Source organism: Streptomyces sp. NPDC005808, assembly GCF_042871385.1.
Lineage (GTDB): Bacteria > Actinomycetota > Actinomycetes > Streptomycetales > Streptomycetaceae > Streptomyces.
Map to the genome: position 1 here is coordinate 222906 of NZ_JBIAIK010000010.1, position 14707 is coordinate 237612.

Annotated in this window: 16 protein-coding genes; 1 reads left to right on the top strand and 15 read right to left on the bottom strand. The window is 68.9% G+C overall.

The genetic code is table 11. The features are described from left to right. Window positions 1–5: 5 nt before the first annotated feature. The 11 genes from ACFYPC_RS23370 to ACFYPC_RS23420 all read right to left on the bottom strand — a co-directional run bounded on the left by ACFYPC_RS23370 (window position 6) and on the right by ACFYPC_RS23420 (window position 9538). Window positions 6–896 (bottom strand): diacylglycerol kinase, encoded by an 891-nt coding sequence (locus tag ACFYPC_RS23370; RefSeq protein WP_388679355.1) that lies wholly within the window; start codon window positions 894–896, stop codon window positions 6–8. 31 nt (window positions 897–927) lie between these two features. After that, a complete protein-coding gene (gene tatC / locus ACFYPC_RS23375) occupies window positions 928–1878 on the bottom strand; it encodes a twin-arginine translocase subunit TatC (protein WP_388679357.1) in 951 nt (316 codons plus the stop codon). Window positions 1879–1925: 47 nt separating this feature from the next. Next, complete coding sequence (tatA, locus tag ACFYPC_RS23380) at window positions 1926–2219, bottom strand: Sec-independent protein translocase subunit TatA (RefSeq protein WP_388679360.1); 294 nt, start codon at window positions 2217–2219, stop codon at window positions 1926–1928. Window positions 2220–2458: 239 nt separating this feature from the next. Continuing rightward, window positions 2459–2653, bottom strand: coding sequence for a hypothetical protein (locus ACFYPC_RS23385; RefSeq protein ID WP_388679363.1), 195 nt, complete (start codon window positions 2651–2653; stop codon window positions 2459–2461). Window positions 2654–2706: 53 nt separating this feature from the next. Next, window positions 2707–3048, bottom strand: coding sequence for a hypothetical protein (locus ACFYPC_RS23390; RefSeq protein WP_388679364.1), 342 nt, complete (start codon window positions 3046–3048; stop codon window positions 2707–2709). A gap of 20 nt (window positions 3049–3068) precedes the next feature. Then, window positions 3069–4097, bottom strand: coding sequence for a helix-turn-helix transcriptional regulator (locus ACFYPC_RS23395; protein ID WP_388679366.1), 1029 nt, complete (start codon window positions 4095–4097; stop codon window positions 3069–3071). A gap of 16 nt (window positions 4098–4113) precedes the next feature. After that, on the bottom strand, window positions 4114–5067 hold the full coding sequence (locus ACFYPC_RS23400) for a helix-turn-helix transcriptional regulator (RefSeq protein ID WP_388679369.1): 954 nt from the start codon (window positions 5065–5067) through the stop codon (window positions 4114–4116). Window positions 5068–5254: 187 nt separating this feature from the next. Further along, a complete protein-coding gene (locus tag ACFYPC_RS23405) occupies window positions 5255–5626 on the bottom strand; it encodes an FKBP-type peptidyl-prolyl cis-trans isomerase (RefSeq protein WP_385736092.1) in 372 nt (123 codons plus the stop codon). A gap of 69 nt (window positions 5627–5695) precedes the next feature. After that, window positions 5696–6694, bottom strand: coding sequence for an FKBP-type peptidyl-prolyl cis-trans isomerase (locus ACFYPC_RS23410; RefSeq protein WP_388679371.1), 999 nt, complete (start codon window positions 6692–6694; stop codon window positions 5696–5698). 213 nt (window positions 6695–6907) lie between these two features. Beyond that, entirely contained in the window at window positions 6908–8269 is a 1362-nt protein-coding gene (gene pafA / locus ACFYPC_RS23415) for a Pup--protein ligase (RefSeq protein ID WP_388679374.1), read from the bottom strand. Between the two features lie 9 nt (window positions 8270–8278). After that, on the bottom strand, window positions 8279–9538 hold the full coding sequence (locus tag ACFYPC_RS23420) for an MFS transporter (protein ID WP_388679377.1): 1260 nt from the start codon (window positions 9536–9538) through the stop codon (window positions 8279–8281). Window positions 9539–9647: 109 nt separating this feature from the next. Between ACFYPC_RS23420 and ACFYPC_RS23425 the strand changes: the two genes are divergently transcribed. After that, complete coding sequence (locus ACFYPC_RS23425; protein WP_388679379.1) at window positions 9648–10670, top strand: LacI family DNA-binding transcriptional regulator; 1023 nt, start codon at window positions 9648–9650, stop codon at window positions 10668–10670. Window positions 10671–10918: 248 nt separating this feature from the next. Here the strand turns inward: ACFYPC_RS23425 and prcA are convergent, their stop codons facing one another. The 4 genes from prcA to dop all read right to left on the bottom strand — a co-directional run bounded on the left by prcA (window position 10919) and on the right by dop (window position 14672). Beyond that, entirely contained in the window at window positions 10919–11662 is a 744-nt protein-coding gene (gene prcA, locus ACFYPC_RS23430) for a proteasome subunit alpha (RefSeq protein WP_388679381.1), read from the bottom strand. 109 nt (window positions 11663–11771) lie between these two features. Next, window positions 11772–12617 carry a proteasome subunit beta gene (gene prcB / locus ACFYPC_RS23435; protein WP_388679383.1) on the bottom strand — a complete coding sequence of 282 codons (846 nt, stop codon included), beginning with the start codon at window positions 12615–12617 and terminating at the stop codon, window positions 11772–11774. Between the two features lie 147 nt (window positions 12618–12764). Next, window positions 12765–12983: a ubiquitin-like protein Pup gene (locus ACFYPC_RS23440; RefSeq protein WP_388679386.1), complete on the bottom strand. Its 219-nt coding sequence runs from the start codon at window positions 12981–12983 to the stop codon at window positions 12765–12767. A 177-nt stretch (window positions 12984–13160) separates the two neighbouring features. Further along, window positions 13161–14672 carry a depupylase/deamidase Dop gene (gene dop / locus ACFYPC_RS23445; protein WP_388679389.1) on the bottom strand — a complete coding sequence of 504 codons (1512 nt, stop codon included), beginning with the start codon at window positions 14670–14672 and terminating at the stop codon, window positions 13161–13163. Window positions 14673–14707 lie beyond the last annotated feature (35 nt).

Genomic DNA, 14707 nt, shown 5'->3' on the forward strand with positions numbered 1-14707 from the left:
GCAGCTCAGGCAATCGCCACCCGCACCGCACCGCGCACGCACCGCGCCGTGAGCGGCAGCGGCCCGAGCGGCTCCCCGTCCGCGTACCCGGTGACACCGTCGGCGACGAGCCCGACCGTGGCCGCCCGGTACACGGTGACCTTGGGATGATCAAGATGCGTGCCCCGGTAGACCCTCGGGAACACCTTGAGCAGTGTCGTACGACTGCAGTCACCGACCACCGTCACGTCGAACAGTCCGTCGCCCAGGTCCGCACCCGGGCAGATCTTCATGCCCCCGCCGTACGACGATCCGTTGCCGACCGCCACAAGCGTCGCCTCCACCTCCTGAGCCTCGCCGCCGTCCAGCGTGATCCGGTAGCGGACGGGCTTGAAGGCGGCCAGTTCGGCGAGCATCGCCAGGTCGTACTTGAAGCGGCCGGTGGGCCATCGCATGCGGTTGCCGCGGTCGTTGACCCGTGAGTCGAAGCCGGAGGCGAGGACGGTGGCGAACCAGGTGCCGCCGACCCTGCCCAGGTCGACGTCACGCAGCCGTTCGCTCTTGAGTGCCTCCGCGATCACCCGCGCCGCGGCCGCCGGATCGCGTACGGGCAAGCCCAGAGCCCGCGCGAAGTCGTTCCCGGTGCCCACCGCGACCAGGCCGAGTGGAGTGCGCGTCCCCGCGACGGCCTGCAGGGCGACGTGGGCCATGCCGTCCCCGCCGACGGCGATCAGCGCGCCCGTTCCGTCCGTGACGGCGCCACGCGCCCGCGTGAGGGCGTCCTCGGCGTTCTCGCCGAGGACTGTGCGGACGGAGAATCCCGCCGCCCGCAAAGCAGAAGCGGCCGGCTGCGCCGCGTGGGCGCCCCGGCCGCGTCCCGCGGTGGGGTTGACGAAGAGGGTGATCTCGCTGGTCACGAGCCTGACCCTACGATCTCTCCGCGCCGCGTCAGGTCACGTCGTCGTAACCGTTGACGCGCTCCGAGTTCGCCTGCTCCGGCAGTGCCGCCCGGCTCGCCGACACCGTCTCGACCTCACCGATGGCCTCGGGCGTGAGGTCCAGCTCGGAGGCCTCGTCGTCCGCCGGTCCCGAGGCGTCGCGCCGGCGCCTGCGCCGGTCGTTCAGCAGCGAGAAGGCGACCGCGCCGAAGTACAGGACCCAGATCGGTCCGGCGAGCGCCAGCATGGTCAGCGGGTCGGTGCTGGGCGTGGCCACGGCCGCGAAGACCGTGATGCCCATGATCATGCCGCGCCACCAGCCGAGCATCCGCTTGCCGGTGATCGCCCCGGTGAGGTTGAGGAAGACCAGCAGCAGGGGCAGTTCGAAGGAGAGGCCGAAGACGAGCACCATGCGCGTGACGAGGTCGAGCAGATCGTCCAGTGGCAGGAGGTTGGAGGTGCTTTCCGGCGTGAATTCGAGCAGCACCTTCGCCGTGGTGGGCAGCACGGTGTAGGCGAAGTAGGCGCCACCCAGGAAGAGCGGGGCACCCGTGCCGACGAACGCGTAGGCGTACTTCCTCTCGTGCCGGTGCAGACCGGGGGCGACGAAGCCCCACAGCTGGTAGAGCCAGACCGGCGAGGCAAGCACGACACCGGCGGTCAGCGACACCTTCAGCGCCAGCGTGAAGGGGGTGAGCAGACCGTTGATCGTGATCTGCGCGCACGGTTCGGTGGACGACGACTTCGCCAACTGCTCGAAGCTCTGCCGGCAACCGACCGAGTCGAGGATCGGCCTGGTGATGAGATTGATGATGTCGTTGTAGAAGAAGGCGGCGACGACCGTGATGGCGACGATGGCGAGCATCGCCTTCGCGAGCCGGTTGCGGAGCTCGCGAAGGTGTTCCGCAAGAGGCATCCGCCCCTCGGGATCCTTCTCCTTCTGGCGGGCAGGCTTCAGCAACCCACGTTCCCATCTCGTACGGCGGGCCGGAGGTCACCGGCCCTGCGTCAGCGCTTGGTCGTCGAGTCCGTCGGCTCGGTGACCGGGCGGGAGCTGGTCACGTCGCCGGGTGCGGCCTGGATGGTGCGCTGAGCCGGGGGCTGCTCGTCGGCGGCCGGCGGGGCGGCCGGAGCGGCGGACGTGTCCTGGCCCTCCGTCTTCATGGCCTTGGCCTCGCTCTTCAGGATGCGCGCGGACTTGCCCAGAGAGCGCGCCATGTCCGGAAGCTTCTTCGCGCCGAACAGCAGGATGATGACGACGAGGATGAGAATGATCTCGGGAGCGCCGAGCCTTCCGAACATAAGTCTTTACCTTCTCACCGAGGCGGCATGGATTGGGGGCTGTCCGATCGGTCGGACATGCGTCCGACCGTCGCGCTGACAGCGATCGTAACGCTCAGGGGTAAACGCGGGGCAATCCCTGTGCGTACTCCCAGTTCGCGACCCGCGCCTCGTTTATCGGGGCCGCGACCAGCAGCGTACCTGTCGTTCCCGCAAAGGTGACAGGGCGAAAGCCCCGCAAAGCACGGCGAACCCACGGCTCAGAGCGAGTCCACGGAGCGAGCCGTGGTCACGGCCGCGCGCTCCAGGTCCTCGGCCGCCCTGCCGATGCGCTGCGCGGAATCGGAAACCTGCCTGCCCAGACGTTCGGCTTCGAGGGAGACCCGGACAGCCAGCACACCGAGAACGGCGATTCCCAAGAAACCCACAGCGATCGCAAACATCGGCCAGAACATGACGACGACCCTAGACGACCCCGGCCGAGCCGGGGACCGCCACTGGGCATCTGCTAGACGGTCGAGTGCAGGCGCAGTGTCCGCACCCCGCCCCCGGTGAGGAGCTCCACGATGCGCTCACCGGCGGGCTTGCGGACGGCGGCGCCGCACTCGGGGCAGGTGAAGGAGTAGAAGGTGGTGCGGCTCGACGCACCGATGGCCAGCATCAGGGCGCCCGCCCCGAGCTCGAAAGCGGCCCGGCAGTCGGGGCAGCCGGCCCGGAAGACCGTCTCGACCACCCTTCTCATCCCGGCGAAGGCCGTGCCGACGGACACCTCCGGGCCGCAGCCCGCCGAGGCACCTGCCGCCCGGCCCGAAGGACCGGCCTTCCCTGCCGCACCGGTCGTCTCCGACACACCAGACATCGTCGACGTGCTCAAAGCCCTTGCTCCTGCCTGTCGTACGGCCCGTCCTGAACTCCCTGAGGCCCGTCGTAGGCCGCGAGTGCCTCGCGGGCCGCCTGCTGGGCACTGTCCGCGAGATCCCGCGGTGAGACGATCCGGCCGTCGCGGCCCAGGCGCAGCGCCAGCCTCCGCAGCGACGTGGGATCGGGGGTCCGCAAGGTGATACGCAGTCCGCCGTCCGCAAGCTCGTCCGCGGTGTCGTGCGGGTAGTACTCGGCGACCCAGCGCCCGCCGGGGCCGACCTCCACGACCACCTCGGGGTCCTCGGCCGCCGGCTGCACGAGCCCTTCGGAGAGGTCCCGCATCTCGATCTCGGGCGGCGCGGACGGCTCGTCCAGGATGCGGATCTCGGCAACCCTGTCCAGCCGGAAGGTGCGGCGTGCCTCGGAGCGGCGGCACCAGGCCTCCACATAGGTGTGGCCGACGCTGACCAGGCGGATCGGGTCGATCTCGCGCTCGGAGAGCTCGTCGCGCGAGGGCGAGTAGTAGCGGATCCACAGCCGGCGCCGCTCCGAGATGGCCCGGTCGACGTCCGCGAAGACCCCGCCCTCGGACTCGAAGGTGACCGAGAGCCGGGAGCTGGCCCCGGCCGCCTCGCCCGAGGCGGCCTCCACCTTGGCGGTGGCGCGCAGCAGCGCCTGCCGGTCGCCCTCGCGCAGTCCGGGCAGCGTGGACACCGCGCGGGCGGCCACCAGCAGCGCGGTCGCCTCGTCGGCGGCGATCCGCAGCGGCTCGGCCGCGTCCGCGCCGAGGGCACCCGGGTTGCGCCACCAGATCCGGTCGCCGTCGGTGTCGATGTCGAGCAGGTCGCCGCCGCGGAAACTGGTCCCGCACAGCGGCAGCACATCGAGGTCGGAGATCAGCTCGTCCTCGGTGATCCCGAAGGCCCGGGCGACATCGCTGACGCGCGCGCCGGGGCGCTCACGCAGATACGTGACCAGCGAGAGCATCCGCCGGGTCTGGTCGATCGCGTTCGTGGGCCTGGCCGGTTTTCCTGCCACTTTCCTGATTTTCCCCTCAGCCCTTGGCCACGGCGCGCAGCCGGTCGACGACATCCGCCCGCAGCTCGGCCGGCTCCAGGACCACCACGTCGGGCCCGAACTCGACCAGCCAGGCGTCCAGACCGTGCCCGTACGGAATCTCCAACTCGTCCCACCCGTCCCCGAGTTCCCGTACGGAGACGGCCTTGGCCCGCAGCGGGTAGCCGGCGCCGGTGCGCAGCCTGATCAGCGCGGAGCGGTCGGCGATCTCGCCCGCCCAGCTCGCGACGGTCTCGCGCACGGTGACGACGTCGGGAACGTCGGCGGTGTACCGGCCCGCCCGGGTGCGGACCTTGCCGGTGATTCGCGAGAGCCGGAAGACGCGCTCGGCTCCCCGGTCACGGTCCCAGCCCGCCAGATACCAGTGCCCGCGCCAGCATTCCAGGGCCCACGGTTCGACAAGGCGGGGCTCGGGGCGCACAGCGGTGGCCTTGCGGTAGTCGAAGGCGACCGGACGGCGGTCGCGGCAGGCGAGCATCAAAGGCTCGAAGGCCGCCTCGTGCACGGGGATGTGCGGTTCCAGGGCGCCATGGGGCTCGTAGGGGTCGACATCCTCGGGCAGGCCGGCGGCGCGCAGCTTCTGCAGGGCGCCGCTCGCGGCACCCGCGAGGCGGGCCTGCTGCCACACCTTGGCGGCGAGGCCGAGGGCGGCGGCCTCCTCGGCGTCGAGGGTGATGGCCGGCAGCCGGTTGCTGTCACGGCGTGCGAGATAGCCGACCTCACCGTCGAGGTTCTCCACCGTCTCGATGACCAGGCCGAGTTCGCGCAGATCGTCCTTGTCTCGTTCGAACATCCTGTTGAAGGAGTCGTCCGAACTCGCCTCCAGATAGGCCTCGATGGACTCGCGAAGCTCGCGCTTGCTGAGCGGCCGCCGTGTCCCGAGCAGACACAGCGCCAGGTTCATCAGCCGCTCGGCCTTGGCAATGGCCATCGACGCCCTTCCTATGGTGCTTCCGACCGATGACCGTACCGCTCCGAAGTGTCGTGGCAAAAGCCGAAGGCCCATGCCCGGAAAGGCATGGGCCCCAGATGATCAAGTCCGGTCAGACCTCGCCAGATGATGTACGACGATCAGACCTCGACTCTGTCGATCCGCGACGCTGTGGATAGGCCGCGACTCAGACCGCGACGAGGTCGCAGACGAAGATCAGCGTCTCGCCGGGACCGATCCGGCCACCGGCGCCGCGGTCGCCGTACGCGAGGTGCGCCGGGATGACCAGCTGGCGGCGGCCGCCCACCTTCATGCCCTGCACGCCCTTGTCCCAGCCGCTGATGACCTGGCCGACACCGAGCTGGAACTCGAGCGGCGTGCCGCGGTTCCAGGAGGCGTCGAACTCCTCGCCGGTGGAGAAGGCCACGCCCACATAGTGGACCTTGACGAAGTCGCCGGCCTTGGCCACCGCCCCGTCGCCCTCCCAGATGTCCTTGATCTCGAGGTCCGCCGGGGGCTCGCCGCCCGGGAAGTCGATCTCGGGCTTGTCGATGCTCACGTCTCTAGCTCCTGCTTGTTCGCGTAAAGGCCTTTAAGCAACTCCGACAGTCTCACATCCCCGCAGGCGTTACATCTTCGCCAGGATGTCGACCGAGAACACCAGTGTGGAGTCCTTGCTGATGCCACTTCCCTCCGGCGGGCTGTCGCCGTAACCGAGGCTCGGCGGGACGACGATCAGGACGCGGCTGCCGACCTTCTTGCCGGTCAGCCCCTGGGCCCAGCCCTTGACGACCTGCGTGAGCGAGAACGACGTCAGCGAGTCCCTGCTGTACGTCGAGTCGAACTCCTTGCCGTCGGCCCAGAGCACACCCTTGTACTGCACCAGGACGGTGCTGTCGGCCGCGACCTCCGCGCCGTCGCCCTCGATGACGTAGTTCGCCACGAGCTTCGTCGGGGCGTCCGACTTCGGTACGTCGATGGAGGGGGCCTTGCCATCGGTGTTGGTGCCGACCTTCGGGAGGTCGATGTTGTCCTGCGCGACCGTCTTGCCCTGGGCGGAGCTCGTGGAGTTGAACGTGTTCTGCACGTCGACGACGAACACCAGGGTGTCCGTGCCCTTGATGCCCGCCTGCGTGTTGCCCTCCGTGCCGTAGCCCCAGGTCGGCGGCACGGACATCTCGACGCGGCTGCCGACCTTCTTGCCCACCAGGCCGTAGCGCCAGCCGTCGATGATGCTGCCCTGCGCGAGCTGGATGAGCAGAGGCGTCTTGCGGTCGTAGGAGTTGTCGAAGACCTTCGCCGTCGCCCAGACCTGGCCGAGGTAGTGGGCCTCGATGTAGTCGTTCTCCGCGACTGTCTTGCCGCTGCCCGCGATGACCGTCTTGACGGCCAGGTCCTTCGACGGGTCGCCGCTGCCCTTGGCGACGGTCGGCTTCTCACCGAACTTCGCACCGGCCGTGATGGCCGGCAGCGGTCCGTCGACGATCTTCGGCGGCGGCGCGGCCGAGGCGGAGGCCGAAGCCGACGGGCTGCTGCTGGACTCAGCCGTGTCCGACTTGTCGTCACCGCAACCGGCGAGTGTGACGAGTCCAGCGGGTACGGCTAGAAGAAGTGAGCGTCGGCGCACGGTGGGGGCCCTCGTTCGGTCGATCTTGGTTGATGGCGTGCGCGCTACCTTACTGACGTTTGGGCGCCGTCCGGGGTTCCGGCCCGCCCCTGATTCCGGCCGGGAATCGGGGCGTTGTCCCCCTGAGCAGCACTGTCAACACGAGAAGGGCGCCGTACGGAAAACGTACGACGCCCCGCGTTGCGTTCCGCGATCAAGGCCGGAACACTTCGCTCACATTCCCGCGATCAACTTCTCCACCCGGTCGTCGACGCTGCGGAACGGGTCCTTGCACAACACGGTGCGCTGCGCCTGGTCGTTGAGCTTGAGGTGCACCCAGTCGACCGTGAAATCCCGGCGCTGTTCCTGAGCGCGCCGGATGAAGTCGCCGCGCAACCGCGCCCGAGTGGTCTGCGGGGGCACGGACTTGCCCTCGAAGATCTTCAAGTCGTTGCAGATGCGGGCGGCTTGTCCCTTCCTCTCCAGGAGGTAGTAAAGACCTCGCCGACGGTGGATGTCGTGGTAGGCGAGGTCTATCTGCGCGACGCGCGGGTTGGACATGGTCATGTTGTGCTTCGCCCGGTACCGCTCGATGAGCTGGTACTTCATGACCCAGTCGATCTCGGTGCCGATCCGGTCGAGGTCCTCGGCCTCGATCGCGTCGAGCGTGCGGCCCCACAGTTCGAGGACCTGCTCGACGACTCCCGTGCGGATGCCGCGGCGCTCCACGAAGTCCACGGCCTTCTCGTAGTACTCGCGCTGCACATCGAGGGCGGAGGCCTCCCGGCCGCTGGCCAGACGCACCTTGCGCCGGCCCGTGATGTCGTGGCTGACCTCGCGGATCGCCCGGATCGGGTTCTCCAGGGTCAGGTCGCGCATCACCGTGCCCGCCTCGATCATGCGCAGCACCAGATCGGTGGCGCCGACCTTGAGGAGCATGGTCGTCTCGGACATGTTCGAGTCGCCGACGATGACGTGCAGCCTGCGGTAGCGCTCGGCGTCGGCGTGCGGTTCGTCGCGTGTGTTGATGATCGGCCGGGAGCGGGTCGTCGCCGAGCTGACGCCCTCCCAGATGTGCTCGGCGCGCTGGCTGACGCAGTACACGGCGCCCCGCGGGGTCTGCAGCACCTTGCCGGCACCGCAGAGGAGCTGCCTTGTGACGAGGAACGGAATCAGAATGTCCGCGAGTCGGGAAAACTCCCCGTGCCGGGCCACCAGATAGTTCTCATGGCACCCGTAGGAGTTTCCTGCCGAGTCGGTGTTGTTCTTGAACAGGTAGACGTCGCCCGCGATTCCTTCCTCGTGCAGGCGTCGTTCGGCGTCTACCAGGAGTCCTTCGAGAATGCGTTCGCCGGCCTTGTCGTGGGTGACCAGTTCGGTCAGGTTGTCACATTCGGGTGTGGCGTATTCCGGATGTGATCCCACGTCGAGATAGAGGCGGGCACCGTTCCGCAGAAAGACATTGCTGCTGCGGCCCCATGACACGACACGGCGGAAGAGGTACCGCGCCACCTCGTCGGGAGACAGGCGGCGCTGTCCCCTGAACGTACACGTGACGCCGTACTCGTTCTCCAGCCCGAAAATGCGGCGGTCCATGACTGAACATTACGCCCGATCCCCTGACCGCAAACGGGGTTCGACGGCACGGTTTGGATCATTTTCCGATGAGACCGCAACCACCTCCGTGTTCGCGGCGGCTGCGAGGACCCGCCCCGTGGCCAGCAGAACCACCAGCGCGGCGGCACCCGCGGCACCCGGAACGGCGTAGCCCCACACCGCCCCGCCCCACTCGACGACCGGGCCCGCCAGGCCCGTTCCGACGGACGCTCCCACGGTGAACGTGGTCACAAGCCAGGAGAACGCCTCGGTGACGGTGCCCTTGGGAGCGTGCCGGTCGACGAGGACGAACGCGCAGGCGATACAGGGCGCGAGGAACACCCCGGCGAGGGTGGTGAGGGCCGTCATGGCGACCGGGCCGGGCACCAGCAGCAGTGGCACGTAACACACCGCCAGGAGGGCCACGAGCAGCCGCAGCCGCCGCTCGGGCGCACCGGTCCACTGTCGCGCGCCGTACGCCGTACCACCGAGGAGGGCGCCGAAGCCGATGCCCGCCATCAGCCACCCGTACACCGCGTCCCCGCCATGTCCGTCCGCGTACGACACGGAGGCGACCGTGATCGAACCGAGCGCGATCCCGACGAACAGGAAGGCTCCGAGCAGGGCCACCAGCCCGGCCGACCGCAGCGCGCCGAGCCAGTGCGCCTCGCGCGGAGCCGAGCGCCACGCGCGCGAGGGGGGCGACACGACCACGGAGAGGGCGCCCAGGACGCCGATGACGTTCAGGACGAGCAGCGCGGCCTGGGCGGACCAGAGCGCCACGCACAGCGTCACCAGCAACGGCCCGACGGTGAACATGATCTCCTGCGCCACGGCGTCCATCGCGTACGCGGTGTGCACCTGCTCCTCCTTGCGGAGGACGGACGGCCACAGCGCTCGCAGCCCGCCTTCCAGGGGCGGCGTGAAGAGCCCGGCAATCACCATGGCGACGTACGCGACCGGCAGCGGGTCAGTGCCCGCGAACGCGAAGAGCGCCATCCCGAGAGCCGAGACGAGCGCGGCGGGCAGTTGGACACGCGGCTGCCCGTACAGGTCCACGAGCCGCCCGAGCAGCGGCTGCCCCACGGCATTGGACACCCCGTACACGGCGGCCAGCGCACCCGCCAGGCTGTACGTGCCGCCCTCCGCGCGGATGAAGAGCACGACGGCGATGGCGGCGGTCGCGTTCGGAAGCCGCCCTATGAGCGTCCCGGTGAGCAGCCGGGCCGCATGCCGCGCCCGGAGGATCTCCACATATCCCGCGGCCATGACGTGCCCTTCCAGTAATCCGGTGAAGTCCGAAGTTTTACGTATAACTTCTTCTCTCATAAGTACCATGTGCGCAGTCCGCGAGTCCAGACGAGGGAGCAGGTCGACGGTGGCACGAGGTAGCACGCGCCCCACGAGCCGGGACGTCGCCCAGGCTGCCGGCGTCTCCCAGGCCGCGGTCTCGCTGGTGCTCGGTGACAAATGGCGCGGCCGGGTGTCCGAGGCGACAGCCGAACGGGTCCGGGAAGCCGCCAAGGAGCTCGGCTACCGCCCGAACCTGGCCGCCCGCAACCTGCGCCTCGGCCGCACCCGCACCGTCCTCCTCGTGGTCCCCGCCCTGACCACCGAGTTCTTCGCGGGCGTCTACACGGGCGCCGCCCGGGTGGCCGCCGAGCACGGCTTCGGCGTCGTCCTCTACCCCTCCCCCGAGGGCGTCGGCCCCGCGCGGGATCCCTTCGGCTCGGCACGCGCCGCCCTGGACGGCGTGATCGCCTCCTCCATGGCGGCCGACGCGCTCACCGCGATCCGCGGCGACCAGCTCCCCCTGGTCATGCTCGACAGCAACCCCGAGGGCAGCGTGGGTGCGGCAACCGTCAACCTCGACATCAGGGACGGCGTACGCCAGGTCGCCGAACACCTCCTCGCCCTGGGCCACCGCCACTTCCTGCACCTGGCGGCCGACGTCCCCTCCTGGACCTTCGAGGTACGAGCCCAGGAACTCACCACACGCCTCGCCGAGGTCCCCGGCACCAGCCTCCGCACCGCCCGCGCCCCGATCTCCATCGAGGGCGCCCTGGAAGCCGCGGAGACCGCCCTGGCGGTCCCCGGCCCCCGGCCGACGGCTCTTGTCTGCGACGACGACAAACTGGCCGCAGGCGCCTACAAAGCGGCCCGCCGCCTGGGCCTGCACATTCCCGACGACCTCTCTGTCACCGGCCTGGACGACCTGGCCCTCGCCAGAGCCATCGACCCCGAACTGACCACGGTCCGCCTGAACGCCGAACTCTTCGGCGAACGCGGCATGCAGGCCCTCCTCGCCGTCCTGGAGGGCCACAGTCCCCCAGAGGGCGACATCCCGGTGCAACTGGTCGTCAGAGGCTCCACAGCCCCACCACGCCCCTCAGGACCCTGATCCCAGGCCCGCGTCCGCACCCAGACCGAGAGGCAGCCAGCCTCCCCTGGCAGAAGGAGCCGGGCGCCGAGAGGCCCGCCCCGCCCCGAACCACAGGCGCCCGAAGGGCAGGCACCCCGAACGCGGCGCCCCAGACCCCACGCACCCCAAACGCCGCGCGCCCCAAACCCCACCTACCCCAAAACGCCGCGTGCCCCGGCCGCCAAGGCCCGGGGCACGCGATAAGCAACAACACAGTCCGAGACTCACTACTCGTCGTCGGGATCCTCCGCCTCGGTAGCCGTAGACGCCCCGTCCGCCTCCAGCAACCGAGCCAACTGCCGCCCGACAATCCGCTTGAACTTCCGCTGCTGCGGCCGCGTCCGATCCAGGATCGCCACCTCGAGCCGCTCCGCCGGAATCTCCCGCTCGCCCCCGTTCGCCTCACGCGACAGGGACTGCACGGCCAGCTTCAAAGCCTCGGCAAGCGACATGCCGTCTTCATGGCGCTGATCCAGATACGTGCTGATCTGCTCGGCATTACCACCCACCGCGACCGACCCGTGCTCATCCACGATCGACCCGTCGTGCGGCAGCCGGTAGATCTGATCGCCCTCGGGGGTGTCCCCCACCTCGGCGACCACGAGTTCCACCTCGTACGGCTTCTCGGCCGCACTGGAGAAGATCGTGCCCAGCGTCTGGGCATAAACGTTGGCAAGGCCGCGCGCGGTCACATCGTCACGGTCGTAGGTGTAACCCCGCAGATCGGCATAACGCACGCCACCGATCCGCAGATTCTCGTACTCGTTGTATTTGCCGGCGGCGGCGAAGCCGATCCGGTCATAGATCTCGCTGAACTTGTGCAGCGCGCGGGACGGGTTCTCGCCGACGAACACGATGCCGTCGGCATACTGCAGCACAACGAGGCTGCGGCCACGGGCGATGCCCTTACGGGCGTATTCCGCCCGGTCGGCCATCGCCTGCTGGGGTGAGACATAGAACGGCGTCGACACCGGCTATCCGTCCCTTTCTGTCGAAGTCACTGGATCGCCTTCCAAGAAGTCGCTGTCCGAGCGACTACCAGGCAGTGGCCACCACGGGGTCACTGCCAGGCAGCCACTGTCAGAGCAGCGCGGCTCGCGGACCGTCGGGCTGCTCAAGACGCCGCTCCAGGATGGAGCGGGCGATCTCGGACGACTCCTCGTCGCCCAGACGGCGGAATCCGTCCTCGGTGATCACGGTGACGATCGGGTAGATCCGGCGGGCGACGTCGGGACCACCGGTCGCCGAGTCGTCGTCGGCCGCGTCGTACAGGGCCTGGACGACGAGGGTCGTGGCCTCCGCTTCGGACAGGTCCTTGCGGTAGAGCTTCTTCATGGCCCCGCGCGCGAAGACCGAGCCGGAGCCGGTGCCGGCGAAGCCGTGCTCCTCGGAGCGGCCGCCGGTGACGTCGTAGGAGAAGATCCGGCCCTTCTCGCGGTCCACGTCGTAGCCCGCGAAGAGGGGAACCACCGCGAGGCCCTGCATGGCCATGCCGAGGTTCGAACGGATCATCGTGGACAGGCGGTTCGCCTTGCCCTCCAAGGAGAGTGTGGCGCCCTCCACCTTCTCGAAGTGCTCCAGCTCCAGCTGGAACAGCTTCACCATCTCGACGGCCAGACCCGCCGTACCGGCGATGCCCACCGCCGAGTACTCATCGGCCGGAAAGACCTTCTCGATGTCACGTTGCGCGATGACATTTCCCATGGTGGCCCGCCGGTCACCGGCGAGAACCACACCGCCGGGGAACGTCACGGCCACGATGGTCGTGCCGTGCGGAGCCTCGATCACGCCCTGGGTGGGCGGCAGCTGCCGCCGGCCGGGAAGCATGTCGGGCTGGTGGTCGGAGAGGAAGTCCATGAAGGACGACGACCCGGGCGTCAGGAAGGCAGCCGGCAGACGCCCGGTGCTACGAGGGTTGGCTTCCACGCGATTCCTTCCACGTAGGCTGCGGCCCGCCGTGGACGGCCGAGCCGATCATCAAATCTGTGCACGGACCATACCCGCGCGAACGCCGATCATCCGTCCCGGCGTCGACCCGCTGGATCAGGCCGACTCCGGGGCGGACAACTGGCGTTACTCTCCGCCCTTTTGAACGAAGGACCTCACGAAGTCCTCAGCGTTCTCTTCGAGCACATCATCGATTTCGTCGAGGACGGAGTCCACGTCGTCGCTCAGCTTCTCCTGACGTTCCTTGAGGTCCTCGGAAGACTGCGCGTCCTGCGCCTGCTCCTCGACCTCCTCGGTGGAACGCGTGGCCTTCTGCTGTCCGCCGTCGGTGTCCTTGGTCGCCATAAACCCTCACCCCGCTCGGTTCGACGTTCTTGATCAGACCCTACAAGCAGGGTCCGACATCGGCCCCGCAGTTGCTACAACGTCCGGGAGCCACCTCGATGATTCCCGGACGCGGCTTCTTTCCACCCCGATCCGCCGCGCCGACCCCGTCGGTCGTGCGCGCCCCTCCGTGGCCGCTCAGCCGCCCGACAGGACCTTGACCAGGTCTTCAGCCGTGCGGCAGCGGTCCAGGAGCTCCTTGACGTGATTACGCGTTCCGCGAAGCGGCTCCAGGGTTGGGACGCGCTGGAGCGAGTCGCGGCCCGGCAGATCGAAGATCACCGAATCCCAGGAGGCCGCCGCGACATCGTCGGCGTACTGCTCCAGGCAGCGCCCACGGAAGTACGCGCGGGTGTCCTCCGGCGGCTTCGTACGGGCCCGCTCTACGTCCTGCTCGTCCAGGAGTCGCTTCATCTTGCCCCGCGCCGCCAGGCGGTTGTAGATGCCCTTCTCGGCCCGCACGTCGGCGTACTGGAGGTCGACCAGGTGCAGCCGGGCGGCGTCCCAGTCGAGGTTGTCACGGCGCTGGTAGCCCTCCATGACCTCCCGCTTGGCGACCCAGTCGAGTTCCCCGGAGAGGCTCATCGGGTCGTTCTCCAGCCGGTTCAGGGTGTCCTCCCAGCGGAGCAGGACATCCACGGTCTGGTCGTCGGCGTCCGACCCGAACCGTTCCTCCACGTACTTGCGGGCCAGCTCGAAGTACTCCATCTGGAGCTGGACAGCGGTGAGTGTCCGGCCGCTGCGGAGCGTGACCAGGCGCTTGAGAGTGGGGTCGTGCGAGACCTGATGGAGCGTGCGTACGGGCTGGTCGACCGCCAGGTCCACGGCGATGAAGCCGTCCTCGATCATCGAGAGGACCAGGGCCGTCGTGCCCAGCTTCAGATAGGTCGAGATCTCGGAGAGGTTCGCGTCGCCGATGATCACGTGCAGCCTGCGGTACTTCTCGGCGTCCGCGTGCGGCTCGTCGCGCGTGTTGATGATCGGGCGCTTCAGGGTGGTCTCCAGGCCCACCTCGACCTCGAAGTAGTCGGAGCGCTGGCTGAGCTGGAAGCCGTGCTCGTGCCCGTCCTGACCGATACCGACGCGGCCCGCTCCGGTGACGACCTGACGTGAGACGAAGAACGGCGTGAGGTGGCGCACGATGTCCGAGAAGGGGGTCTCCCGCTTCATCAGGTAGTTCTCGTGCGTGCCGTACGAGGCGCCCTTGTTGTCGGTGTTGTTCTTGTAGAGGTGGATCGGCTGGGCGCCCGGAAGCTGGGCCGCGCGCTCCGCGGCCTCCGCCATGATGCGCTCGCCGGCCTTGTCCCACAGGACGGCGTCCAGCGGGTTGGTGACCTCCGGCGAGCTGTACTCCGGGTGTGCATGGTCCACGTACAGCCGTGCGCCGTTGGTGAGGATGACATTGGCCAGGCCGATGTCCTCGTCGGTGAGCTGGCTGGAGTCGGCGGCCTCGCGAGCGAGGTCGAAGCCCCGCGCGTCCCGCAGCGGATTCTCCTCCTCGAAGTCCCAGCGGGCGCGGCGCGCCCGGTGCATCGCCGCCGCGTACGCGTTGACGATCTGGGACGAGGTGAGCATGGCATTGGCGTTCGGGTGACCGGGGACGGAGATCCCGTACTCCGTCTCGATGCCCATTACTCGCCGTACGGTCATGCGGCCCTCCTTGCCCGGCAGTGCCCTCGGTCGGG